The following is a 1,729-nucleotide window of genomic DNA, read 5'->3' as shown; positions in this document are numbered from 1 at the left end:
TCGTACGAGCGCTCGTATGACCAGTCTCAGAACCGAAAACTTCCCGCACCGCCCGCGCCCTCGTCAAAGACGATAAGCATCCCGGCTACGGCCAAACGGGCAAGGCGGCCCTCAGGCCACGCTTACGCACTGGTCGCCTCTACAGCTGGTGCTCTTGCACCAAGCGCGGCGCTTGCCCGGGATCGCAACCATAGCGGTTGGCAGAATCGAGATGGTCATTCTCAGCGCGGGTATGGCAACCGTGGGTATAATCGTCGTGGTGGGCATGGTTATAACACTGTCAACAGGCAATATAACGGCAATCGCAACGGTTATTATAATAACAGTGGTTACTACCCTCGACAGCATGGCTACGAGCGGCAGCATGGGTATGATCGCAGCTATAATCAGCGCTACCAAGGCGGCCACGACAACTACCGCGGTCACTGATCTAGGTTCGCATCCCGAGACTTAACCGGATCGGGATGCGAGCACTTATGTTATATTTTCGGTCGATGCTCCAACCGGCTTACTTGTCCTCGCTGGCGCGGAGCGAGTTGTGAATCGCCGTCGCTGCCTGCGCGGCCTGACCCATTGCAACGCTGATCTGATCGAGACTTTCGACGACATCGCCAGCCGCGTACAAACCGCTAACCGAGGTCTGTTGATGGGCGTCGGTGACAACGCAGCCGCCTTCGCCAAGCTTCACGCCGATCCCGGCGACGAGTTGCGTATGCGGCGAGGAGCCAAGTGCCGGATACAGGGTATCAAACGAGAGGCGACGCCCATCTGCCAGTCGAACCGCGATCTGATCGCCTTCGATCGATATCTGGTTCACCGCTTCCTTGATGACGTCGACACCGAGCCTAATAAGCCGCGCCTCATCCGGCCAGGAGAGTTCGGGCGAGCGCTGCGCCAGCAGCGTCACCCGCGCGCCATAGGGGCGGAGGAACTCGGCCTCGGCAGCACCATGATCGTCACAGCCCAGCACAGCGATATTGGCGCCCTTCGCTTCGTAAGCGTCGCACACCGGGCAATAGCGGATCAGGCCGCGCGCCAATGCAGCATCGTGCGACGCCTGAGGCATTGAAGGCCGGTGATTTCGGACGCCGGTCGCCAAGATCACGGTACGGCCTTGCCAGCTTGTCGTTTCCGTCGCGACGGAGAACCCGTCCTCGACGATCGCCAGGCGAACCACCTTGCCCTGCTCGATCGTCGCGCCGTAAGCCTGTGCTTGCCGTTTCATCCGCGATAGCAGATCAGCACCACCAATCCCGTCTGGAAAGCCCGGCAAATTGTGTGACCGCGGAATCGAACTCGCACGCCCCGCTCCCGCGTCGATGACGACACAGTTGCGTAGAAAGCGCCCGAGATAGGTCGCGGCCGTCAGTCCGGCGGGGCCACCGCCGATGATGATGCAATCCACGTTTTCCTGCGACGTCGACGTGTCAGCTGCTGTACGCATAAAGCCATTCTCCCAAGCCGGCTCTAGCGCGCGCTCTATTCACATTTACGTGCGCACGGCGTTCGTCCCTCACACGCCGGGTGTCGCGTAGGATGATTCCTGTCCCGAATACGCCCGGCAGTCGTCATCCAAGCAAAGTCGGATGGTGTCGCTGCGGCGTAAGCGTCCGGTGACGGCGTCACCTCAAACGGGCCGGTAGTTCCACGGCAGCAGTTCAGCGACCCGTCGGGCCGGATGGTCGGCGATACGGCTGATGGTGTCGGCCAGCCAGGCCTCGGGGTCGAC

The 1,729-nt window shown here is 61.1% G+C and carries 2 protein-coding genes and 1 pseudogene; 1 reads left to right on the top strand and 2 read right to left on the bottom strand.

Annotation, left to right across the window (positions count from 1 at the left end; translation table 11 throughout):
- Positions 1-429, top strand: a pseudogene (locus tag COA07_RS18495) (hypothetical protein); the annotation flags it as partial.
- Positions 430-508: 79 nt separating this feature from the next.
- On the opposite strand, the gene COA07_RS17615 reads toward COA07_RS18495, so the two are convergent.
- Both COA07_RS17615 and COA07_RS17610 read right to left on the bottom strand, forming a co-directional pair.
- The gene (locus tag COA07_RS17615; protein WP_016510913.1) at positions 509-1,444 is read right to left on the bottom strand and encodes an NAD(P)/FAD-dependent oxidoreductase; all 936 of its coding nucleotides are present in this window, start codon (positions 1,442-1,444) and stop codon (positions 509-511) included.
- Between the two features lie 183 nt (positions 1,445-1,627).
- A partial coding sequence (locus tag COA07_RS17610; protein ID WP_141396567.1) for a transposase domain-containing protein occupies positions 1,628-1,729 on the bottom strand: 102 nt, incomplete at its 5' end.

Source organism: Sphingomonas adhaesiva (assembly GCF_002374855.1).
Taxonomy (GTDB): domain Bacteria; phylum Pseudomonadota; class Alphaproteobacteria; order Sphingomonadales; family Sphingomonadaceae; genus Sphingomonas; species Sphingomonas adhaesiva.
Note: the sequence above shows the minus strand (reverse complement) of the source record. Positions and strands in the feature narration are given on the sequence as shown.

What these genes read in the sequence shown, in the direction of transcription:
- COA07_RS17615 (WP_016510913.1), bottom strand. Translation starts at nt 1,444, where the DNA reads ATGCGTACAGCAGCTGACACGTCGACGTCGCAGGAAAACGTGGATTGC.